The organism is Chitinophaga flava (assembly GCF_003308995.1).
Classification (GTDB): domain Bacteria; phylum Bacteroidota; class Bacteroidia; order Chitinophagales; family Chitinophagaceae; genus Chitinophaga; species Chitinophaga flava.
Genome location: NZ_QFFJ01000001.1, coordinates 964016 through 986658, shown reverse-complemented (window position 1 = coordinate 986658; position 22643 = coordinate 964016). Strand labels below are relative to the sequence as shown.

Here is a 22643-nt window from a genome sequence, read left to right as displayed (position 1 = left end):
AGCGGGTAATAGATGATGAAATAACTGTTGGATTTAATTCGGATGCAAAGTTTAATTATCTTGCTGCCACAAATGCCAATAATACTGCAACCATAGTCTTTAAGGCTGTTTGTACCCGTAGCGAGTTTTCTAAACCCGAAATATCTATGAAATATTTTTATCAAACGCTATTATGCTTGTTTTTATTTGTTGTTACCATACCTGCATGGGGGCAGACAACGGGCTCCTTTATGGTAAAAGGAGATCTGGACAAATTTTATCCGGTTTTATGGAAAGACAACCGCTGGTTTAATAACACTCCTGCAGAGCTGGAAATAGGGCGTTCATCAGTACATGTAGATGGTGACTGGAGAGGTTCATTGATGGCCAGATTCCGCTATCATGTCACCAACTGGGGAAATGGATCAAACTTTATTGAAGCGGATATCCATCGGGATGCCATATCAAACCCTGATTTTATTGCGGGTTGGAGAGATGCATCCGGCGCCAATCCTAACTATGCGATTGTTATATGGATGAGAGGAAATACCACTTATTTTTATACATCACCTTATACGATAGAGCCTCCGGTTGTATATGATGGCGTAGCCAATAGCTTGCCTTTAGTGCTCAGTAATGAGTCTCCATATACGTTTAAAACCACGGTGGATGATTATGTGAACCAGCAGGGCAAATCGATGGGGGCATTGTATCTAAACGGAGCCACTAACTGGACCAATCAAAACTGGCAAAAGGCCCTCAGGCTTCCTAAAGGAAATGCGATCGAGATGGATGGAGGAACTACCAAATATGGTATGGGCGCGAGCATCGATAATATATTTTATTTTTTCTCTACAACTGGTGAAGATGCCTCTCCTGCTCCTATCTACAGAATGATCATCAACAACAATGGAGAGATTGGTGTAGGAGTAATGCCTGTAGCCGGTTATAAGATGGTGGTAGATGGCTCACTGGGCGCTCGGAGAATAAAAGTTGTACAAGGCAACTGGGCCGATTTTGTTTTTCATGAAGACTATAAACTGCCTTCTTTACAGGAAACAGAAGCCTTTATCAAAGTCAACAAACATCTGCCTGATATCCCTTCTGAAAAAGAAGTAACCGAAAAAGGGCTGGACGTAGGTGAAATGAATAAACTGCTGCTGCAGAAAATAGAAGAGATGACCCTGCATATGATCAAAATGGAAAAAAGAATTCAGGAGCTGGAAAACAAGCAGGCAAAGTAAGCCTGTTTGATCCATCGGCAGTATGCTTTCGTCAATTAATATTGTTATATTAAGACGGGCATAATACCTTGCTGCTGTTTATGCGATTGTTTTTTACAAAATACAAAGGGGTACATATCCTCTTCTGGATGGCCAACCTGGTTTTCTGGTGTTATGCCACCTGTGCGACCTATCATGTGCCGGTGTGGGAAGGGCTCCGGAATAATGGACTATGGCTGCTTTTGCAGGCGGTGCTCGTGTATGCCATCATATACTGGCTGATGCCTCGTTATTTCTACCAGAAAAAATACCGGAAGTTCGCATTTACAGCCGCAGGCCTGTTGGTGGGCATCTCTCTGTTGATCGCCTGGATGACGGTCTCCCTGGTCAAGGGAGACCATCCCGATGCTAAGATAAGCAGCGTACTTTATTTCTCCCTGTATATCGGGATGACCAATCTTTACGTCGCATTTGTATTTATTGCTGCCAAAGCGATCAAGGACAAACTGACAGCAGACCGCCGCAACCGGGAAGCAGAGAAGGAGCGTGCCGAAAATGAGCTGCGTTTTCTCCGTTCTCAGATGAACCCCCACTTTTTGTTTAATGCGATCAACAGTATTTATGTGCTGATCCGGAAAGACCAGGAAATGGCCGCGGGCACACTGGCTACCTTTGCGGATATGCTGCGTTACCAGTTGTACGAATGTAATACCGAAACCATCTCAATAGACCGGGAAGTGTGTTATCTCAACAGCTATGTGCAACTGGAGCAGCTGCGAAAGGGAAAGGCACTGCAGCTGGACTACTACGTAGGGCCGGAAGTGAGGAATTTCAGGATAGCGCCACTGATGCTGATTCCTTTTGTGGAAAATGCTTTTAAGTACGTTTCTACCTATACTACTCGGGAAAACAGTATCCGCCTGCATCTGAATTACAAAGACGATACATTCCTGCTGGAAGTGGAAAATACGGTTGAACCGGTTACTAAGCCGGCCACCAATGGTGTCGGCGGAATCGGACTGGAAAACGTGAAACGCCGGCTGGACCTTATCTACAAAGGTGACTATAACTTACTGATCACACCTGGACCTTCTACTTATAAGGTGATGCTTTCTATAAAAATGTTATGAACCTACAGTGTATTATTGTTGATGATGAACCACTGGCCCGTGAAGGGCTGGAACTGCTGGTCAGGGAAACCGGATTTCTCCGGCTGATAGCGCTCTGTGGCAACGCTATGGAGGCCTCTCAGATATTATCACAGGAAAGGGTGGACCTGATGTTCCTGGACATTGAGATGCCCAGAGTAAGAGGTATTGACTTCCTGAAGGGATTAACCGTCCGTCCGGAAGTGATCATCACCACCGCATATCCTCATTTTGCGCTGGAAGGATTTGAGCTTAACGTGCTCGACTATCTCGTAAAGCCTATCACGCCAGAACGTTTCCTGCGGTCTGTGAACCGTGCCCGTGAGCTGATGGAGAGCAGGCAGGCTGCTTCCCCCGCAGTGGATTTTTTCTTCATCAAATGCAATAACAGTTACGAGAAGATCAACTACGATGATATTCTTTATATAGAAGGCTCACAGAACTATGTGACCATCAATACACGCCTGGGTAAATTTATGACACTGGCCACTATGAAATCTGTAGAGGAGCAACTGCCTCCCGGCAGATTTATGCGGATACAGAAATCATTTATAGTGGCCGTCAATAAAATTCAATCCCTTTCCGGTAACGAAGTCACCATCGGCACTTATAAAATTCCGGTCAGCAAAATTTATAAAGAAGAGCTGATGCAGCTGATCGACAAACATCTCATCAAAAGATAGTCATCAGAATTTATCCTTGCGAAAAACCGGTGTCCATGTGCTTTTGGGCTCAAAGTGTTTCCACAAGTAGGCAGAAATTGTTCTGATCATCTCCACGGCTTCATTATCGGCATCCCAGCGTTGGTCCTTGATGTTTTTGGTGCCTACATAAAAAACATAATCTCCGTGTGGTGCATTTACCAGTACCACTTCTGATCTGGATTCATCTATGGACCCTGTTTTTGCTGCAGCTTGTACATAAGGCGGGATCTGAGTGAGGGCCTGTTCATCATAATATCCTTTTGTCATGAGGCGGTACATTCTTTCACTGGCTGCACGGCTGATCACTTCTCCCCGGGAAATTTTGGCCAGCAGTGTCGCCATTTCACGGGGCGTGGTTTGGCCCCAGCCGTATATTTTACGGTTATCTTCCCTTCCGGGTGTACGGGAGTTGACACGGGTATCTTTTAATCCATATTGTTCCAGTAGTTGATTTATTGCTGCGCCACCGCCTGCCAGCTGCTGATTCAAGAGGGATGTGGTATTGTCGCTGTAAGCCATCATCAGGGCGGCCAGCACACTTACTTCCGTAACAGAGCTGTCTTTAAAGAACTGCATCAGTCCTGAGCCGCCATACCGGCTGGAATCACGATACACCATCGACTGATGGTATCCCAGCTCTCCTTTATCTATTTTATTGAACAAGCCCACCAGCAGGGGAATCTTTACAATACTGGCCGTCGGGAAAATAGTATCCCCGTTGATGGAAGCCCATTCGCCTGTCTGCAGATGCTGCACGTATATGCCGGCAGTACCTTTAAAATTATCTGCGATCTGTTGTAATCCTTGCTGTAACCGGGCATCAGGCTTCTTCTTCAGCTGGGCAAAGGTTATAAAAGGTAACAACAGTAATACAAAGAGACTTGTTTTTTGCATAGGAAAAGATGATAATGTCTGGCCAAAAGATAAAAAGAAAAGCAGAAATATACTAACGTATATTTGGTTTGAATCATCTGCCTATGCGTATTCCTGTAGTAGTCAGTACCTCTTTGATAATCTGTTTCAAAGGCTGCCTGCGCCTGCTGATGATTATTTCATAAAATATATCCGGGATAGTAAAGCGCTGAAGTTATCAGGTGACAGATATGCGTTGGCGTTAGACAATCATTATAACATAAGTGGTGAACATGTATTTAAAGATAGCCTGACATTGAATGAAATAAAGACACTGATAGTGTATATTAAACTGGCAGCAAAGCAAAAGGAAAGATGAAATTTTTATATACCGCAAGGGGAAAATATGGTCCGCTTAACGATGAAAATAATACCTGGAGCAGGTATATCCAATGGAGCAGACTGCCCCAGCTGAAGGAACTTGTTTCGCTGGATACCGGATTAAACGAGATATTGATAGATCGAAGCAGGGATGAGGAGGTCTACCGGAAATATCTGTTGACAGATGATTGTCACATCATAGATTTTTTTACCTCACAGGTGTATGTAATGGAATATATGGCCGGGGTTGGGGATTTTAACATGCTGGCGATAGTTATCGGGCCTTCAGAAAACTGTGCTTTGGTACAACCGCCAGGTTATGAGTTTATGGGCTATGAACTGCTGGATCAATATTATGATACCAGTGCCCTGACTAATTGTGGTGGCTTTGATGAAACATTCCTGCCTGCTGAACTGAATAGTGTTGGTTTAATTGATGATTACCATAAAGCGTATGATATCCGCCAACGGTTGTTGGAAAATAACCCGTATGAAGATCATGCAGATACCAATGTTATTGCGGTATGGCGTCATCAAAGAAACTTTCCGGCTGGAAGCTGTACAACAGATTTATAATGACCATCATGATAAGGCTAAGGACCGGGAACTGATTGTGCTGGATAATGGCAGCCATGGCTTTATTTATGAGCCGGAAAAGGGAAAGGGCATCGTGGAAAAAACAGTGCTGAAATTGTTAAAATGAATTCAGGTTTAAAAACCGGTATATTCGCTTTGAATGAACACATTTATCATGTGATATTTAGAATGAAAGTATTAAACCCTTACCAATGAAAAAATTCTTTACTGTTGCTTTTGTTATCCTGTTATCCTTCATCGTACCTCATTACTCACAGGCACAATCTGATTTCAGCTTTGTTGTGGGCGGCGACCTGGATAAGTTTTATCCGGTTACCTTTTCTGACCCGAATTTCTGGGGGCCAAACCGTGCCACAGAATTTGAAATAGGCCGTCAGGTCCATGATGACAGTCAGTGGCGTGGTAGTCTCATAGTAAGATTTAGATATCATATCAATGGCTGGGGATCCGGAGCCCAGTTTATAGACGTAGACATGAATCAGGGTTATAACGGCATTAACGATAACAAATTTATTGCGGGATGGGAAGATGTCACTTATGCTAATAACGCTAATTGTATTGTAGTATGGTTGCGTGGAGGCAATACCAGTTATCATTTTCACTCTGCTGCTACGGTGGCGGTTACAAAATATGATACACCTGAGCTGCTTCCTTACAAACCTGACAACCACGCGCCTATAACCTATAAAACCACATTGGATGATTATACGCAAATAGCGGCCAATATCACTGGCCGGAATCTCTATAACATGAGCCCCTATACGAATTTTTTCAACAGTGCTGTGGCCATCAATACGCCTGATGCAAAAGGGTATCGTTTGGCTGTTAACGGAGACGCTATCTTCACAAAAGTAAAGGTGAAGCTGTTGGGTAACTGGCCGGACTACGTTTTTAAAACAGGGTATGAACTGCCATCCTTACAGACTGTAGAGCAATTCATCAAAGAAAACCAGCGCCTCCCCGGAATTCCTTCTGCCGAAGAAATTAAAAAAGATGCGCAGGATCTGGGTGAGATACAACGTCTTCAGATGCAAAAAATCGAAGAACTAACACTTTACATTCTTGAGCTAAACAAAAAACTGGAAGCCCAGGCACAGAAGATAGAACAGCTGGAAGCCCGGAAAAAATAAACGGTATTGTTTCTTAAATTGGGTGATGACGGAAAATGCTTATCTCAACAAAGAGATTATTTCAATATTTGACTACACCAATAACACGGGTGCAAAGGAATTCCTGCGTGGTTTGTTTGAAAGGAAAGGAGTATCCTATGACGATATCATTTCCAGGCAGGCATTGCTGAGCACCTTTGTGCAGCATTGGGGTATCCTGGAAGGATTCAGTTATCAGCGATATGATTTTGAGGAGGTGTACAATTTTACAACGACCCTGAAAAGCAGCTATGAAGAAGAGAGTGTGGACTGGGTCAATTTAATTTTTAACAGAGACCGGCATAGGATCAAATCGCGTTGTTCTCAGGCTGTTTTGTTTCTGGATAAGTTGTATGTATCTTATTTTCAACGGATCAGCAGTATAGCATTTCCGTTATCGTTTCAGTTGTATCCTGATAGCATCATTTCGTTTATTAAAGTGCTGGAAATTGAGCCGCTGGCGGACAGTGTTAAAAAAGGTACTGGTTTATCTTTAACCGATATCCCCGGCTTTTTGAAGCGGCTGCTGAAAGCCGGCAAAAGTGGGGAGCTCGCTGCTTTCTGGCAATCATTGTTTGTGTTTGAAGCTTTTTGGTCAGTAGCGAAGGGAATTAAAGTCCGGAACTTTGTTTTTCCAGTGATAACGGCAGATCGTTTGCTGCTGGAAAAGTTTTATCATCCCATGATTAAGAACCCTGTAGCCAATGACTTTAGCAACTGTAATAATGTGATGTTGCTGACAGGTCCTAATATGGCGGGTAAATCCACTGTTCTAAAATCAATCAGTATATGTGTATTGCTGGCCCATCTGGGATTCGCTGTGCCAGCAAACAGATGTGAGGTCCCGTTTTATGATGACTTCCTTATTTCTATTAATGTAACTGATGATATTCAAAATGGATACAGCCACTTTATGCAGGAGATTGTCAACCTGAAAGAAATCCTGCAAAAAGCTGTAAACGGAAAAAAATGTTTTGCTGTATTTGATGAGATGTTTTGTGGTACCAATATCGATGATGCTATTGATATTACCTGTTCTACAGTCAAGGGGATGGTGCATTTAAAAGGATCGTTTTTTATTATTTCCACTCATTTATATCAGCTCAACAATCTGTTGCCCGAAGGCAGCTTTGAAGCCTGGCAGCTGGAAGCAATGGTTGATGACGGGATGCCCAGGCATACCTACGTACTGAAAAAAGGATGGTCCCAACTGAAGTTCGGAAAATTGTTGTTTGAGAAAGAAGGATTGAATAAATTACTGAAGGCAGGTGAACAGGAAATCATCTAAATGGCAGCGTATGTTAAAAGATGTCATCATATCGGGTGTATCACTCAAAGTAAAACACAAGGTGGAAGCGGCGGACAGACCAACGATCGTGTTTTTGCATGATTCACTGGGATGTATTGATTTGTGGCGTGACTTTCCGGAAAAGCTGGGAAAAGAAACCCATTGTAACATACTGGTCTATGACCGGCAGGGATATGGACAATCGGGTCCATTCACAGACCTGTCCAGAGGTAATAATTACCTCGAAAAGGAAGCGGATGTTTTGCATGAGCTGATCCAGCAGACTGGTATTCGGCAGGCAATTTTATTTGGTCATAGTGATGGTGCTTCCATTGCGCTGATAGCGGCCGCCAAATATCCGGCTGCTATCATAGGGCTGATTACGGAAGGCGCTCATATTTTTGTGGAGGACATTACGCTTAAAGGCATCAGGGATGCAGTAGTAGCTTACCGTACTACCAACCTGAAGGAAAAACTGACCCGGTACCATGGCGTCAAAATGGACGCCGTATTTGCAGCCTGGGCCGATACCTGGCTCTCTGAAACATTTAAATCCTGGAATATAGAAAAATTTCTCCCGCAGATCATTTGTCCGATATTGGTGATTCAGGGTGAACACGATGAGTTTGGAAGTATGAAACAGGTCACTGGAATTATTAATCAGGTGTCAGGAAAATCTACTCAACTAATCATGTCTTCTGTTGGGCATACCCCACATAAAGAAGCTGGAGATGAAGTGCTGTACCATGTTGTAGTGTTTGTGAAAAGCGTGTATAGTATACCGTAGTTTTTAGTATTCTATATATTTTTTCATTGAAAAATATATAGAATCAATTGGTTAATTTGTTTTTTTTCTATTCTTTTGTTTTTGTAGAAATGTGATCGTCTGAGATGATCCATAAAAACTGCTGTTGAAAACCACCAAAAGTGTTTAACAACTATTAACCCTGTCAGGTATTTTGTTATCCCGTTTTAGTACTATTTACCTGAGAGCATTTGTATGGTAAAATATTTTTAAAATAAAGATCAGTTACGGCTGGTCATGTTTTCCCTTGCCTATGATATACTGTAACAAACGAAGTAAGAAAACGATTGCTTTTTTTCTGCTTTCTATATTGGCCTATCAGATAGGATTCCCGATAGCAGCGTATGCATTAACGGCAGGTCCTACCTCACCGGAGACCAGTAGTTTTGAGCCTGTTGATACTACGGACATGGTAAATCTTCAGTCGGGAGATTTTAACTATAATATGCCCCTGGTGGAGGTTCCGGGACCAGAAGGCAATTTCCCGCTCTCTTTATCTTATCATGCTGGTATTACCACCAATGAGGAAGCCAGCTGGGTGGGATTGGGCTGGACATTAAATCCCGGTGCGATTAACAGAAGTGAAAATGGTTATGCCGATGATGACAACGCGAGTGACCAGTTTGCAAGAATGTACTGGAGTGGTACAGAAGGCCGGACGGTAGGATTGGGGCTGGGTGTTGCATTGCGCAGTGCTAATGTCTCTCTTGGATTAGGGGTGACCTTCACCAATAATAATAAGGGTTTTAGTGTGGATTTTGATGGTTTGACTGTTGGACTGAGCCAGTCATTCAGAACAATGGGTGGCAACAATGCTTCTATCGGGCTCAATACTAACCTGAAAACCTTAAAAACGAGCACCCGGCTGTCAACTACGATGGGCGGGGCGGGCTCGCTGGGAATTGACCTCAGTTCTGCAGGCGCCTCTGCATCTTTTAGTCTTCCCGGCCAACAGGTAACGGCTAATCTCTTTTCCGGTATGACCGGGAATGAAGGAATGCAGACGCAGACGTCTTCATGGGCATTCAATGTTCCACTGTTTGGAGGTCTTTTTAATATAGGGTTAAGCAGCAGTTATTACAGAACCTGGCAGGATTATTCGAGTAATACCAAATCCTATGGTTCATTATTTCTGCCCGAAGGCGCTGCTACAGGGACGCTGAGCAATCAGGCATTTGATACCTATCATATGTTCGATCTGTCGAATGGTATCAGTATGTTCAGGTTACCGGAGCCTTCTTTTCATGCCGGGCCAGGGCTTCCGGATTATGACCTCTATATGGTCAATGCGCAGGGCCTTAATGGTTCTATACGTCCATACCAGTTGCAGGGGTACGCCATAGGTGGCAACAGAGTAGCTGCTGACAACGTGACGATTAAATTTGTTAGTAATTACACAGGATTATATGGACAGCTGGCGCCGGGGATGTCATACAAAGTGCCTGAAACCTATAAAAGCAATGTGTTTGTAAGGCCGTCATTCCGCTTTATCAATGATTTCTCCAACTCGTACACACAAAACTTAAATAATTTCGTAACCAATTCGTTATACGCTCCCTTTGATCAGAATCCACTTACCGGCGATGGTATCGTTCCCGGATATGATCCGGCCAGTTTAAGGGTGGAAGGCTCCCGTCATATTGAATATTTTACAGAATCACAGATTATGGACGGAAGTGCCAAAAGCAAAGGATTTATTGATGTGGCGCCGGAAAATTCACTGGGGTTGGTACGTTATGCCAGTTCCAGAATTGGCGGTTTTTCCATCACCAATGAGAAAGGAATAACCTACCACTACGGACTGCCTGCTTATACCAATGATGGAGTGACCTATTCCAGAAATGTGAAGAAAGAGGGAGACACAGAAGAGAGGTGGAGCAAACAGGTAAGACATAGTCTGTATGCTTATACCTGGTTGCTGACCAGTATTACAGGGCCTGATTTTGTGGACAGGGATGGAAATGGTGTTGCGAATGAAGGTGATTATGGTTATTGGGTGAACTTAGGTTATGGAAAATGGACCGGTGCCTACAACTGGCGGACTCCTGCAACAGGCTTTACCAAAGATGTAGACGCCGAATTTGAAAGCTATTCTCAGGGAAATAAGGAGTTGTACTATCTGAATACCATCAATACCCGAACGCACACAGCTATTTTTGAGAAAGACATCCGGCAGGATGGGAAAGGGGTGGATTCTACCTATGCTCATGCGGGATTTAGAGACAACAGATTTGTATATGGCACTTTCTCTGCTCCCAAATCCAAGCCTGTGTTGAAGTTAAACAGGATCCTCCTCCTGAACAACAGCGATGCCAGAGCATTTAGCCCCCAGACCGGTGCAGGATTACAAAATATGGAAAATACCGACCAGGGAAAGAATGTATTTGATAAATACGATCTCGCCGGAACAGGGATTGAAAGCAAAGCATTGCGGATTATTCAGTTTAACCATGATTATTCGCTTTGCCCTCAAACACCCAATAGCTTTGACAATAGTACGCCTGCGATAAAAACCGGTAAACTAACACTTTTATCGGTAGCTACATTAGGCAAGCAGGGAGCTTCGGTATTGCCTCCCGTTACTTTTGATTATGAGTTCAGAGCTAATGAGAAGGCCAGTATCAGCGGCCCTCTGTCTTCCAGTGATGGTAAGAGCGGCAGTGTTAAAACCCTCTGGTTCCCTAGCCTTAACCTCCGACGTCTTAGTGAGGGGGACCTGATAACGGTTAAGGGACCTGACAATATGCCTTATACGGGTGTTGTTACTTATGAAACGCTATTACTTGAGGGCACTGGCCCTATCAAGACCATGAGGTATGAGGTGAGATTTAAAATGGCAGATCCGCTGCCGGTTGCTTTTAATGGTCAGTCTGTATCAGTGGAGACCACTAAAAATCCGCGGTTTAATCAGGATGCCTATGATAAATGGGGCTACTATAAATGTGATTATGATGCTGCAGCTGTAGATCAGAACAACAATGTGGGCCGTACTCCCACTCCTGCTTCAGCCCGAAATACGGATGCATGGTCCTTGCGTCGCATTTCAACGGCATTGGGTGCGAATATAGAAGTGAAGTATGAGTCAGATAGTTATTCCACATCTGTGTTGAATAACCGCTGTTCCATGATTGCTAACAATTTTTCATTTGATAAACCTGGCCAGCAGATTTCCTTTAAAGTGGAAAATACATATGGTGAGCGTTTGAGCGATCTATTACCCCTGAACACCAAGTGTGAGATGACGATGGGAATTATACCGGCAGGTGGAGCCAAGCCGGCGATAGCAGGAATTTCAACCGCCGATAATATGGCGTACGTGAGTACGTATCGGATGTATAACTATTACCCGGGTAATTATTTCTCAAAAAACCTCCCGCTTGTTGATAACTTCATCATCAAATCTGTCAATGATGCGACAGGGATGGTGACGATCAGTTGTACTGATCCTTTTGTGATGGGTAATTCCAGTATAGATGTGGGGTCCGTATCGATACAGCTTTCCACCAATGTAGTGGCAGGTAACGTGTATTTCTACCGTAATAATGATCCGGGCCGCGTGATGTATGGCGGCGGCATCAGAGTGAGAGAGCTGGGTATTAATAGTACGGACCGTATTACTTCAACTGTTTATGACTACCGGTCTGTTGCCCAGAATAACCTGTCTTCTGGCGTAACAAGCTACGAGCCTAATGTGATCCAGAAACATACGGAGAATTTTACCGGATTACAAAGCTCCGGAAATGAACAAGGAGATAACGTACAGAAGGCTGTATGGAAAGGAGAGTACCGGGAGTTGATAAACCGGGCCTCTACGAAAATTGTTTCCTTGTCGAGGATATTACCTGCTCCGGGTGTTATGTATAAAAATGTGGCAGTAACTACCAGTGTTGCCAACAAACAAGCTAATGGTGCCGCTCCGGTACGCTTTGAAGCACCTGGTGCAACCGTATACACATTCAAAACACCGGACGAAAATGCGGTTAATCTGGTGCAGCTGGGAGATGCATCCTGGTCTGAGAGCGGATGGAAAAAGGCAACACGAAACTTTGCCATTCAGGATAATACTGCTGGTATAGGTGCAGTGTTGGCCATAGACCAACTGGATAACAACGGAAAGTATCTCTCCAGAAAAAAATATAATTATGTGAGTGAGGTGCCTACTGCCGACCGCGATGCTGTTTACGCAAAGTATGGTAACCAGGGACGTATCGTAGAGCGTTTTGTTAACAGAAAAGGAGTGGACCTGATGGATGATGAACTGATTGACTGGGGTATCATGACATCAAAAACCGAAAATGCCAACTTTTTGACCAGTGAAACCAGCACTGATTATAAAACGGGCCAGACTACCACTACCAATTACCTGGGATATGATTATTACTCCGGCGAGGCTGTTAAAACAACAGCGCAGGATGCCTATGGTAATACATTCATGACCGAAGTAGTACCTGCCTACCGGAAGTACTCGCAGATGGGAATGAAAGTAGGTAATCTCAACAACAAACATATGCTGACCCAGTCAACAGGCAGTTATGTATACAAGGTAGATGCCAATAATAATAAGCTGGGATTAGTGAGTGCCAGTGTATCCACCTGGGGTAATGATGCCAAAGTAAAGGGCGCCGGAAATGCCGGACTATTACCGATACAAAATCAACCCGGCATCACAACAGGAAATGTATGGCGCCGAAAAGCTTCCTATGTATGGGCGCCGGCAGGTGTTTCAGCGGATGGTATCACACCGCTAAATCAGTTTACGGACTTCAACTGGACTAATCCACTGGCTAATAGTATAAGTTGGTTAAAGACAAGAGAAACCACGCTGTATAATGTTTATTCCAATGAACTGGAAGGAGTGGATTTATATGGTAATGCTGCTGCTACGCTTATGGGATATGATGAATCAAAAGTACTGATAAGCGGAACTTTTGCCCGTCAGAAAGATCTGGCCTTCACCGGAGCGGAAGACGAATTGTCTAATGGAATGTTTTCGGGTGGAATTGGTCTTGGCGATGGCGTTGTTGAAAAAAGTGCCGTTTCTCCTGCGCTTAATGCACATACAGGTTATAACAGTTTGAGAGTGGATGCAAATAAAGCGGGATTCAATTGTACGATTAATCTCGATGCTGCAGATGCTAAGAAAAGTTTTCTGGCCAGTGTATGGGTAAAAGGAAATGGTTCATCTGCACCAGTTGCCGGACTTTACTATAAAATAGGCAATGGAGCCCCTGTCAGTGCTAGCGTCAACACGTTGAAAAAAGCAGGTAATTGGTATCTCATTTCTTTCGTAGTGCCAGCCACTACGATTGCCGGTGCAGCTTCCATCTCTTTTGGTTGTATGAATAACGGCGCTGCCACTGTTTATTTCGATGACTTCCGTGTTCAGCCAGGTGAGTCCCTGACATCCGCTTATGTATATGACAAATTCAGCGGAGAATTGATCTATGTCCTGAACAACAATAATCTTTTCACCAGGTATGCATATGATGCAGCAGGTCGTTTGAAAGCAACCTACAAGGAAACTTTTGCTAATGGTGTGATGATGACAGGATCATTTGATTATAACTATGGTAAAGGTTTCTAAGCGAATGATACGAGTTCCTGTGGATGTTGGTATTACTATAACCAATTAAAAAAAGCTACCTTGAAAATAAAAAATCTCTCATACCTACTGGTGCTGACATTTGCGTGTCATTCAGTAAATGCACAGATTGTCCAAAGCCCCAATAAAATTGTGTTACCGGTACCTCCGGCTACCAGTATGGTGTTCCCTATAGGCCAGCCGGTCTATTATAAAAGTGGTACAGAAGTAGAAATCAATCCTGAAGTACAGACGCCGGATGGGGCGGAGGTGATAATAGAAACAGGTACTGTTGTTGGAGCGCCTGCAGACCTGAACCGGAACTGGCTGCTTTCCATAAAGTATGATGCGCAGGGTAGTCCCTGGTCTGCCTCCAAAATATTTTATGATAACAACGGAAAGTTGCTGCAGACACAAGCCAGAAATTTTACGGCATCAAAAATTATGACCAGCCAGGTAGTGTATGATTTTTTAGGCAGGCCTGCTGTTAATACCCTGGCTGCCCCTATCCTGGCGAACGACTTTTCTTATGTGGATAATTTTATCACATCAGGAGGAACCCCTTTCCGGTATGATCTTTTCGATAATGCTGTAGATGACACTACTCCCGGAACATTAGGCTGGTATTATAGCAATAATAATACGCTGGAACCCTGTGTGGCAACCACCGGATATCCTTTTACCAGAACGGAATTCCGTAATGATGGTACAGGAGAGGCAAAAAGTACCGCCGGTGTAGGGGAAGCGTTTAAGGTGGGTAGCGGGCATGATGTCCGTCAATATAGTATTCCCGCTCTCTTTGAACTATACCATTATTTTACGATAAGGAATAAATATTTCACCAATGCAGAAATAGGTGAGAAGCCGGAAAAAATAATTAACAAGGCCTATCAGGAAATTATCAGGGGAGCTGATGGCGATGAAAACATTGTGATTAAAGACCAGTCCGGTAACGTATTAATGACAGCCCGGCCTGGGAATGATATGCAGGTTGCAGTCATGGCTATTGTTTCAACTGCCCCCTATTACTTTAAATTGTATGAAAATACACGGATCAACCCGGCATATGTTACTTTCTTAGACATGGACCGCGGAGAAGTCCCCGTTTCGCCGGCAGCTGATGGCACCTTGCCTGCTGGTTACTATAAAGCTGTCGGTACAGGACCGAACAGTGGTTTTAGTTATATTTTAAACCTGGCGGATGTTTCCTATTTTTATTACAACCAGCTGGGGCAACTGATAGCCAGTATTCCACCGGAAGGCGTTAAGAAACTGGCCAATGAGGGATATAATAACTACGCCACCAAAACAGATATTCCGTTTATTTCCTTTTCTGAATATGATTTAAAAGGTCAATTGCGGGCCACTTCTTCTAAAGAAGCAGGACGTACAGAGTTCGTTTATCGTAAGGATAACAACCTGAGGTTTGCACAGAATGCAGAACAACGGGTAACAGGACGTTATAGTTATACCAACTTCGACGGCCTCGGCAGGGTGACTGAAAGCGGAGAGTTTGAGCCAGCAGGTGGAGTAGCTTTTAATGTCAATGGAATGGGCATTGAAGAAAATATTACGGATGGAGGAATGGGTGCCGGTACCAGAAAATCCTGGAAGAAAACAGTATACGATATCCCGGTAGCAACCGGAGTAGCCGGTTATATGCAGGAAGATGTGTACTTACCTGGAATGATTTCATATACTGAAACCTCAGATGGAGCCAAAAGCTGGCAAAACTTTAACGAAGAAGGGCTCGTTACCTGGTTGGTGCAGGAGATTCCGGGTCTGGGTAAAAAAACTATTGACTATAGCTATGATTTTAATGGGAAAATCACCAAGGTAATTTTCCAGAAAAATACACCTGCCGAAACCTTCGTTCACTATTACGAATATAATGCTGACATGCAGTTGGCCGCAGTATACACCAATACTGCTGACAACCGGTCTACCAGAAAACCACTGGCCAATTACAGTTATTATCTCCATGGAGCGTTAAAGCGTAAGGAGTTGGGCAACAAAGTACAGGGTATTGATTACACCTATACTGTACAAGGCCAGCTGAAAGCTATTAATAATGCCAACCGCGACCAGGACCCTGGACAGGATGGTATTTCCGGAGCCAACGCTGGTGTGGCCAGGGACATATTTGGAATGAATATCGAATATTTCAGCGGTGACTATTTACGGGCCAATACCAATATCGGAAGCCTGCCAATTGCTGCGGGAGACGCTGAAGACCACTTTAACGGCCTGATTAAAGCTGCCGGCTGGCATAGCCGCAAGCCTCAGAGTATCCTGGCAGTCCTTGGTCCAGGTGTTGAAAATCCTGTGATGTATGCTTATAAATATGATACTAAACAGCGTTTGAACAATGCTACCTGGGGAACACCTAACTACGCAGTCCCTGGCTTTACACAGAGTAGTTTGTTTAAAGAACATGGCCTGAGTTATGATGCTCATGGTAATATCTTATCACTGAAGAGAACAGACAATGCAGGCGCACTGACAGACAACTTTACCTACCAGTATCCGGCAGGAAGCAATCAACTGCAAGCGGTACTGAATGGAGGAACCCCTTTCAGCAGCTATCAGTATAATAATATTGGCCAGCTTAAGTCAGAATCTCCGGCTTCATCACCAACCCGGTACGTAAAATATACAGCTGCCGGACTGGTAGCTGGCGTATATGCCGATGCTGCCTTTACGCAACCTAAGGTTACTTACACCTATGATGGAAAAGGGGCCAGGATTATGAAAAAAGACTTTGTCAATAATACCACCACTTATTATGTTGTAAGTATCAGTGGCAACCCACTGGCTGTATACAGCCAGTCAGGTACGGGTACGATCGCGCAGATAGAAATACCCTTGTATGCAGATGCCCGTGTAGGTATATTCCGTCGCGGCTCCAACCTGGCTGATTATGAGATGACCGACCATCTTGGAAACGTACGTGCTGTAATTGATGATAATAGGGTGGTGAAACAATATGCTGACTATTATCCCTTTGGTAGTATAGCCCGTGACGGCGGTACCGGTGATTACCGCTATGGTTTTCAGGGACAGAACAGCGAAAAGGATAAGGAAACAGGATGGAATGCCTTCAGCCTGAGGATGTATGACTCCCGTATAGGCCGCTGGCTGACTCCGGATCCCGCCGGGCAGTATGCTTCTCCTTATGTAGGTATGGGTAACAACCCAGTGAACAAAGCTGATAAAGATGGCGGACTGGATGAATGGGTATATGCTAATGGCGATCTGTATTACGACTCCCGTGTTAATAATCAGACAGATGCTGCGTACTACTACGGTAAAGATGCTGTCTACATGCCTAATGGTTCAAACTATATTGATTATACTACCGGCTCACAGCTTTCTCTCCGGGATAATGGCGTGTATTGGAAAAATGGACAGTCTTATTCCTCGCTTGATTATGGGATGATGTTTGGTGTGTCAGATGCTGCATTCCGATCTCCTGTTATTAGTCAAAGCAATTATTTTTATGGATTGGGGGGAATCGTGTTTGAACCCCGGGCTGAAGCTTATGTGGTTAAAATGGCTATTGAAGGATGGCGCTGGTCATCTGTTTCAAATGCCAATTATCAGCTGACTGGTAGAAATGCCAATTTGTTTAAGAATTATCCTGTTTCGGAGGCAGTACAGCCTGTTTCTAAATTGGCAAGGTTTGTACGTGGTATCGGCACAGCCTCTTTTGTAATTGCGACAATATCCGATCTGTATGCTCTTGGGTTGCATGAGGGCAATCCTGATGCTGGAATTACAAAGGAGAAATTCATGCTGAATTTCGCTTTCGGATTAGTAGGTTATCTGGGCAAAGGATATGGAGCGATACCTGCTGCGCTTTATTTCGGCATGGATACATTTTATCCTGGTGGCTGGAACGGATATGCCCATGATTATGAAGCCCGTCAACGGGAAATTTCCAAATCAGACCCTACTTTTATCCTGGCTCCATCCGGTGCGATGAAACAATAATCACTTCTGCATAAGCAGTAAAGCAACTATAAGCAATTAATGTCCCTTGTTTTTATAACAGGGACATTAATTGCTTTTTTATATTTGCACTTTCCCTGTGTAATATGATGAATAGCCGGTTAAAAGCATTTACCATCCTGGAGCTGATCGTAGTAATGATACTGACGAGTATTATTGCCGGCATTGTGTATATGGCCATAGGGATATTTAATCATCAGTATCGCTTTTTTAACGGATCGGCTACCTATATGCTGCAGTATCATACCTGTAAACAACAAATAACCACGGATATACGAAACTGCAAAACCATGACCCAGGCGGGAGACTCATTGGTGCTGGCCGGCGATACCGCCACCACCGTTTATTATTTCCGCGGCGACAGCCTGATTTATCGCAAAGGTTATGAAGGTACACTGGATTCTTTTGCACTTCATTATTCAGGATTGCAATGGGAGCTCATTCGCTTCCGCAGTACAGACCGCACGCTGGTAGCAGGTTTTAATATGTCTATCCGGCATAACGATGAAGAATATCCCTGGTTTTTTAAAAAACACTATGATGAAGCCATTCTGTTTGGAATGGATAACTAATGCTTACTATGGCAGGACTGGATATCAATAAATTAAAAACGCCGGCCCGGACAGCGGCTGCACCAACCGGAGAAACGAAGGAACCATCAGTTCCCTGGTGGCAGAAGGATATACAATTGGGTTCCGGCATGTCTGATAAGATAAAAGCCGATTTTTTTCTGCAGCTGTATACCCTTACAGAAGCAGGAGTTGACATCCGTTCGTCTCTGGAGCTGATCGTCAATCAACAGAAAAAAAAGAAGGTCAGGGCAATATTTCAAAAGATATATGAAGATATCATCGGTGGGATGTCTATCTCCCAATCGATGAGAGCACAGTCATGTTTCACTGATTATGAGGTGTTAAGTATCGGTATTGGTGAGGAAACGGGTAGGCTGGCCATCGTTTTTAAGGATCTGTACAGTTTCTTCGACAGAAAAATCAAACAACGCCGGCAGATGGTGGGAGCGCTCACCTATCCGATGATTGTAGTGGTAGTGGCTATTGGAGCTATCGGGTTTATGGCAAATTTTATCGTGCCGATGTTTGCAGATGTGTTTAAGCGGCTAGGAAACAGAGACCTGCCGGCTATCACACAGCTGGTGGTGTCCATTTCTGATGGCCTTAAAAAAACAGCCTGGTTATGGATGCTGGGCTTTGCTGCAACTGCTTATACAGGCTGGAAGTACCGGAAGGCCACCTGGTTCAAACAGTATTCGTCCCGCCTTATATTGAAAATGCCCGTGGTAGGCAGTCTTACCTTAAAAATACATCTGGCCAGAATGTGTAATTCCATGGCACTACTCATCAGTTCCCGGGTGCCTGTTTTGCAGGCTATTCAGCTGGTGAGCCAGATGATACAGTTCCATCCTGTTCAGACGGCATTAAAGGAAGTAGAGACTGGTATTTTATCGGGTAAAAGCCTGCATGGCTGCATGCAGCAGTTTGATATCTTCCCGCCCAAACTGATAGCCCTGATAAAGGTGGGAGAGGAAGTGAACAAACTGGGCGATTTTTTTGAAAGGGTTAATGGGCAGTTGAATGATGAGATCATGCACGAAACAGCCCTGATCGGCAATTTTATGGAACCGCTGATTATTATCTTTCTCGGTTTAGTCGTGGGCGTTATCCTGATTGCTATGTACCTGCCTTTGTTCACAATGGGTCAAACGTTCTAGCACCCGGTGAATTACAGTTTCTTGACGGTAAAGCGTTTACCTTTATATTCAACAGTCATCGATGCTGGTTGAATGGTTTTGATTTTAACGTCGGTGATCACGTCGCCGGGTTGTATCATCTTTTCTTCGCCATGGAAACTGGCGAAAGCCGCTTTTTTAGGAGCATCTGTATTGCTGATCATTCCGTGATATTGGACAAAGTCAACGGAAACAGGTGGTGGGGCAGGCGTAGCCGGAAGCATTGGCTGCGTGAGCAGGACCGTATCTGTTTGTTTCGTTTCTTTTCTGAGGAATGGATCAGGATAATCCTCCAGTAATATATAGCTGGCGGGTTTGGTAACAGGCAAGGATACCGTTGCCGGGTTTTTAAAATACGCAGCATCCTGTTTGTCTCCGGAGCGGGCATCTATTATCTTCCAGATGATAGTGCCCCATACGACCACAGTGCCTATGAGCAACAGATATTTGGTGTATTTGTTTTTCATGTTTATTGTAAGGTAAAGTTCCTTTTTTCGCTGATGGTGCTTTCATTACCAGCTGCATCAATAGCTTTCACCTGCCAGTATATTCTATCCCGGCTGGAACCTTTATTAAAGGAAACACTGGTGCCAGTCAGGGTCTGAGGATAAGTGTTATCGAACAAGGTAGTGCCATCATTTTTATAAACATATAACATGTATTTCACTACATCGGCAGTGCCGGACCATTCCAGTGTGAGCGGCAGGGTGGCGTTCTGTAAATTATCCTGAGGTGCTTTCAGTACGGGAGCAGCGGGCGGAGTTCTGTCGAGGATGATTGTATACGTTGGTGAATATTGCGATACGGCGGTATCATTTTCCGCTCTCACCCGCCATTGGTAGGTACCATCATTTTGTAACGTATAGGCGTAGGTGTTAGTGGTTACATATTGGTCCAGGACAAAATTGCCACTGCCAAAGTTTTTGTCGTCGGCCTGCAGCTTGTATTTCCTGGCGCTGAAGAGGGCCTGCCATGAAAAGACCACTTTCGGATTGTTGGTCAGGAAGTTGTCACCGGGACTGGTCAGCTGAACAGCTTGCCTGCTTAGCGAGGCGGTATCAATGGAAATGTTCCGGGTGACATAAGCCGACTGGCTGCTGCCGTTGACAGCTCTTACCCGCCACTGATATTTTCCGGGAGACAGGGAATAGGTGAATTTGTTGCCTTTTATACTGCTGTCGAGCACAAACCTGACAGGCGCATCAAAATCAGGTGTAGCCAGCTGGAACTGATATTTCAGGGCGGCATCAGTGGGCTCCCAGTAAAATGTTTGCAGATAGTCGGTGCTTTCCGCATGGTCAGCAGGAGCCACCAGTTGTACCTGCACATTGTTTAAAGAGGGTTCTATCACTTCTGTACAGGCTGCCATCAGTAACAACAATGGCAGTACGAAGTAGTATGCTGTTTTATGGAAGCGGTTCATCTTTTTTATCATTTATAAGTTGAAGTTGCTGGAGGTAGATATCAGCGGTTAACGCTACCGTATTACTGGTATTATCAACAGTCGTTTTATAATGCATAGCGGCAATTCTCGCAGGCAGCTGGCCTTTTTCGAAATCATTGACAAAATGAAGCAGCTGCCTGAAATTGCCTTCCAACGTGATCAGGCTGGTGGTGGCATATATCTTTTCATATTGAAACTGATTGAAAGGCCGGTAATTTTTTAGTTTAATATGGTAAGTATTGCAGATGCCGGTTACTTCTTTTAATAATAGCTGGTCATTATCGGAAGACTGGCCCGGAGCCAGGGAAAGGACCATTTTGTTGATGATCTTTTCTTTGGCCTGCAATTGATGGTACTGCTCCATTTTTTGCTGTAATACATGTTCAGGCAGATAATTTTCTTTATACTGCTGATAGATATTGATGGTATTACGGATGCCGTATTGAAAGGTGGCTATCAGCAGTAATGGCACGCTGACAAGCAAAAGTTGAAGCTTCTTTTTTCCATTTAACTGATTAAACATCATTTTAGGACTAATTCAATTTGAAATTGACCTGTTTCATCTTCTTTTTTGTACCAATAAGTCAACAGCTTTGCTGACGCGATAATATCAGTTTGCTGTAAATCATTGATCCAGTCATTCAGCAACCACGGTGTATTGCAAGTGCCGCCCACCATAACTGTATCCTTTTGAAACCTGGGCATATCACCTCCTTTTGTCTGATCACTTAAAGGAAAAATAGTGAGTGTGTGTAAGGTTACTTCTTCGGGTACAGACATCGCTATTTTATCAGCAATCTCGCTGATGATGGTTTGTTTGGTCCAGCCTATTGTTTCAAGAAACTGTTCTTTCTTGTGTATTTGTTGTTGAAGGGTATCGAAGTTATTTAGTTTCTTCTGATACAGTTGGTGATTATTACTGGTTTGTTGTGCTAAGGTGTAATAATGTTGAAATAACAGGAAATTGATGAGCAGGATGAGAAAAATAACAGCTAGTGAACCTACGCCAACGAAGTTAAAAAGGCGTTGATACCGCAGCTCTTTTTTATTGCCGGAAATTGTTTCCTGAACAATCAGGCCATCCTGGAAGCCATCGAGCAGTGTATGTGCAGCTACCGCAAATGCAGGCAATAGGTTGCTTTTGACAGACTGGTCGCCGATCAATATTTCCGGGTGTATGATGGAGGGGCCTGCTTCCTGCAAAGAAGTATATCCTGTTAATTCCTGCCGGGTGAGTTGCAGGCTGAAGGTGGTTGTATTAACAGCGGCGCTGCGTTCTGTTTTAATATGAGCGGACAGGCCGGCGCTATAACCCAGTCCTATACCGGCGCCCACCACTTTATAGCCGTTATCGGAAAACAGGGAAATCATTTCATCCAGTTGCTGCCGGCGTACCAGCGCAACTTCCTGATTCTCGTTACAGGAAAATGGTTGAAAATAATAATCATTTTCATTCATCCCCGGAATGATGTTGGCTTTATCATTGCCGGTAGGGCGGTGAAGAATTCCTTTGCCGGAGATATTCAGTGCTACCGGAATGTCTTTGGGCAGATGCTGGAACAATGTTTCCCGGTTGCTGATGTTAATATACTCAGGACCTTTTATCAACAGATCTCCCTGCAACCGGACAATCACTGCATTTAGCAACAGTGATTTATCAGGCATCAGGCATATCTCCACACCTGCAATGGATTTTATCCTGATATATTTATCCAGTAGGTTTTTCCACATCATG

At 44.0% G+C, this 22643-nt stretch carries 16 protein-coding genes; 11 read left to right on the top strand and 5 right to left on the bottom strand.

Annotation, left to right across the window (positions count from 1 at the left end):
* Positions 1–146 precede the first annotated feature (146 nt).
* The 3 genes from DF182_RS03765 (at position 147) to DF182_RS03755 (ending at position 3033) form a co-directional block, all read left to right on the top strand.
* A complete protein-coding gene (locus DF182_RS03765) occupies positions 147–1223 on the top strand; it encodes a hypothetical protein (RefSeq protein ID WP_147243338.1) in 1077 nt (358 codons plus the stop codon).
* Positions 1224–1303: 80 nt separating this feature from the next.
* On the top strand, positions 1304–2332 hold the full coding sequence (locus tag DF182_RS03760) for a sensor histidine kinase (protein WP_147243337.1): 1029 nt from the start codon (positions 1304–1306) through the stop codon (positions 2330–2332).
* Positions 2329–3033, top strand: coding sequence for a LytR/AlgR family response regulator transcription factor (locus DF182_RS03755; RefSeq protein ID WP_113614336.1), 705 nt, complete (start codon positions 2329–2331; stop codon positions 3031–3033). Before DF182_RS03760 ends, DF182_RS03755 begins: the two co-directional genes overlap by 4 nt.
* 3 nt (positions 3034–3036) lie before the next feature.
* On the opposite strand, the gene DF182_RS03750 is transcribed toward DF182_RS03755, so the two are convergent.
* Entirely contained in the window at positions 3037–3948 is a 912-nt protein-coding gene (locus DF182_RS03750) for a serine hydrolase (RefSeq protein WP_113614335.1), read from the bottom strand.
* 333 nt (positions 3949–4281) lie between these two features.
* Here DF182_RS03750 and DF182_RS03745 point away from each other — a divergent pair, with 333 nt between their 5' ends.
* From DF182_RS03745 to DF182_RS03705, 8 genes are all read left to right on the top strand, one after another.
* On the top strand, positions 4282–4863 hold the full coding sequence (locus DF182_RS03745) for a hypothetical protein (protein ID WP_113614334.1): 582 nt from the start codon (positions 4282–4284) through the stop codon (positions 4861–4863).
* Positions 4864–5075: 212 nt separating this feature from the next.
* Positions 5076–6014 (top strand): hypothetical protein, encoded by a 939-nt coding sequence (locus DF182_RS03735; RefSeq protein ID WP_113614332.1) that lies wholly within the window; start codon positions 5076–5078, stop codon positions 6012–6014.
* 25 nt (positions 6015–6039) lie between these two features.
* Positions 6040–7320, top strand: a complete 1281-nt coding sequence (locus tag DF182_RS03730; protein WP_113614331.1) for a MutS-related protein — start codon at positions 6040–6042, stop codon at positions 7318–7320.
* A 10-nt stretch (positions 7321–7330) separates the two neighbouring features.
* Positions 7331–8107 carry an alpha/beta fold hydrolase gene (locus DF182_RS03725; RefSeq protein ID WP_113614330.1) on the top strand — a complete coding sequence of 259 codons (777 nt, stop codon included), beginning with the start codon at positions 7331–7333 and terminating at the stop codon, positions 8105–8107.
* A gap of 271 nt (positions 8108–8378) precedes the next feature.
* A complete protein-coding gene (locus tag DF182_RS03720; RefSeq protein ID WP_113614329.1) occupies positions 8379–13709 on the top strand; it encodes a hypothetical protein in 5331 nt (1776 codons plus the stop codon).
* A 60-nt stretch (positions 13710–13769) separates the two neighbouring features.
* Complete coding sequence (locus tag DF182_RS03715; RefSeq protein ID WP_113614328.1) at positions 13770–17699, top strand: RHS repeat domain-containing protein; 3930 nt, start codon at positions 13770–13772, stop codon at positions 17697–17699.
* 104 nt (positions 17700–17803) lie between these two features.
* Positions 17804–18289 carry a type II secretion system protein gene (locus DF182_RS03710; protein ID WP_113614327.1) on the top strand — a complete coding sequence of 162 codons (486 nt, stop codon included), beginning with the start codon at positions 17804–17806 and terminating at the stop codon, positions 18287–18289.
* An 8-nt stretch (positions 18290–18297) separates the two neighbouring features.
* The gene (locus DF182_RS03705) at positions 18298–19446 is read left to right on the top strand and encodes a type II secretion system F family protein (RefSeq protein WP_161964037.1); all 1149 of its coding nucleotides are present in this window, start codon (positions 18298–18300) and stop codon (positions 19444–19446) included.
* Positions 19447–19457: 11 nt separating this feature from the next.
* Here the strand turns inward: DF182_RS03705 and DF182_RS03700 are convergent, their stop codons facing one another.
* The 4 genes from DF182_RS03700 to DF182_RS03685 are packed head-to-tail and all read right to left on the bottom strand — an operon-like array spanning position 19458 to position 22642.
* Positions 19458–19931, bottom strand: coding sequence for a hypothetical protein (locus DF182_RS03700; protein WP_113614325.1), 474 nt, complete (start codon positions 19929–19931; stop codon positions 19458–19460).
* 2 nt (positions 19932–19933) lie between these two features.
* Positions 19934–20887 (bottom strand): fibronectin type III domain-containing protein, encoded by a 954-nt coding sequence (locus DF182_RS03695; RefSeq protein WP_113614324.1) that lies wholly within the window; start codon positions 20885–20887, stop codon positions 19934–19936.
* Entirely contained in the window at positions 20871–21434 is a 564-nt protein-coding gene (locus DF182_RS03690) for a hypothetical protein (RefSeq protein ID WP_113614323.1), read from the bottom strand. The genes DF182_RS03695 and DF182_RS03690 overlap by 17 nt, the downstream gene beginning before the upstream one ends.
* The gene (locus DF182_RS03685) at positions 21431–22642 is read right to left on the bottom strand and encodes a hypothetical protein (protein WP_147243335.1); all 1212 of its coding nucleotides are present in this window, start codon (positions 22640–22642) and stop codon (positions 21431–21433) included. The genes DF182_RS03690 and DF182_RS03685 overlap by 4 nt, the downstream gene beginning before the upstream one ends.
* Position 22643 lies beyond the last annotated feature (1 nt).

What these genes read in the sequence shown, in the direction of transcription:
- DF182_RS03695 (WP_113614324.1), bottom strand. Translation starts at nt 20,887, where the DNA reads ATGAACCGCTTCCATAAAACAGCATACTACTTCGTACTGCCATTGTTG.
- DF182_RS03735 (WP_113614332.1), top strand. Translation starts at nt 5,076, where the DNA reads ATGAAAAAATTCTTTACTGTTGCTTTTGTTATCCTGTTATCCTTCATC.
- DF182_RS03760 (WP_147243337.1), top strand. Translation starts at nt 1,304, where the DNA reads ATGCGATTGTTTTTTACAAAATACAAAGGGGTACATATCCTCTTCTGG.
- DF182_RS03755 (WP_113614336.1), top strand. Translation starts at nt 2,329, where the DNA reads ATGAACCTACAGTGTATTATTGTTGATGATGAACCACTGGCCCGTGAA.
- DF182_RS03685 (WP_147243335.1), bottom strand. Translation starts at nt 22,642, where the DNA reads ATGATGTGGAAAAACCTACTGGATAAATATATCAGGATAAAATCCATT.
- DF182_RS03700 (WP_113614325.1), bottom strand. Translation starts at nt 19,931, where the DNA reads ATGAAAAACAAATACACCAAATATCTGTTGCTCATAGGCACTGTGGTC.
- DF182_RS03745 (WP_113614334.1), top strand. Translation starts at nt 4,282, where the DNA reads ATGAAATTTTTATATACCGCAAGGGGAAAATATGGTCCGCTTAACGAT.
- DF182_RS03705 (WP_161964037.1), top strand. Translation starts at nt 18,298, where the DNA reads ATGGCAGGACTGGATATCAATAAATTAAAAACGCCGGCCCGGACAGCG.
- DF182_RS03720 (WP_113614329.1), top strand. Translation starts at nt 8,379, where the DNA reads ATGATATACTGTAACAAACGAAGTAAGAAAACGATTGCTTTTTTTCTG.
- DF182_RS03730 (WP_113614331.1), top strand. Translation starts at nt 6,040, where the DNA reads ATGACGGAAAATGCTTATCTCAACAAAGAGATTATTTCAATATTTGAC.
- DF182_RS03765 (WP_147243338.1), top strand. Translation starts at nt 147, where the DNA reads ATGAAATATTTTTATCAAACGCTATTATGCTTGTTTTTATTTGTTGTT.
- DF182_RS03725 (WP_113614330.1), top strand. Translation starts at nt 7,331, where the DNA reads ATGTTAAAAGATGTCATCATATCGGGTGTATCACTCAAAGTAAAACAC.
- DF182_RS03690 (WP_113614323.1), bottom strand. Translation starts at nt 21,434, where the DNA reads ATGATGTTTAATCAGTTAAATGGAAAAAAGAAGCTTCAACTTTTGCTT.
- DF182_RS03750 (WP_113614335.1), bottom strand. Translation starts at nt 3,948, where the DNA reads ATGCAAAAAACAAGTCTCTTTGTATTACTGTTGTTACCTTTTATAACC.
- DF182_RS03710 (WP_113614327.1), top strand. Translation starts at nt 17,804, where the DNA reads ATGATGAATAGCCGGTTAAAAGCATTTACCATCCTGGAGCTGATCGTA.